Genomic DNA, 467 nt, shown 5'->3' on the forward strand with positions numbered 1-467 from the left:
CGTCCCGGTGGCTCGTTCATCTTCGCCGGCCCGTCGGGTGTCGGTAAGACCGAGCTCTCGAAGGCGCTGGCGGAGTTCCTGTTCGGGGACGAAGACGCGCTGATCATGCTGGACATGTCGGAGTTCATGGAGAAGCACACCGTCTCCCGGCTCTTCGGCTCCCCGCCCGGCTACGTCGGCTACGAAGAGGGCGGCCAGCTCACCGAGAAGGTCCGGCGCAAGCCGTTCTCGGTCGTGCTGTTCGACGAGATCGAGAAGGCCCACCCCGACATCTTCAACAGCCTTCTCCAGATCCTGGAGGACGGCCGCCTGACCGACGCCCAGGGCCGCGTCGTCGACTTCAAGAACACGGTCATCATCATGACCACCAACCTCGGCACCCGGGACATCTCCAAGGGCATCGGGGTCGGGTTCGCCAAGAACAACGACGTCGAGGGCAACTACGACCGGATGAAGGCCAAGGTCCA

1 protein-coding gene is annotated in these 467 nt (G+C 64.0%); it reads left to right on the forward strand.

All coding sequences use genetic code 11. From position 1 onward, the window contains the following. A partial coding sequence (locus tag ACYQ78_RS39265; protein WP_459806083.1) for an AAA family ATPase occupies nucleotides 1-467 on the forward strand: 467 nt, incomplete at both ends.

The sequence above is a fragment of the Herbidospora sp. RD11066 genome (assembly GCF_054661255.1).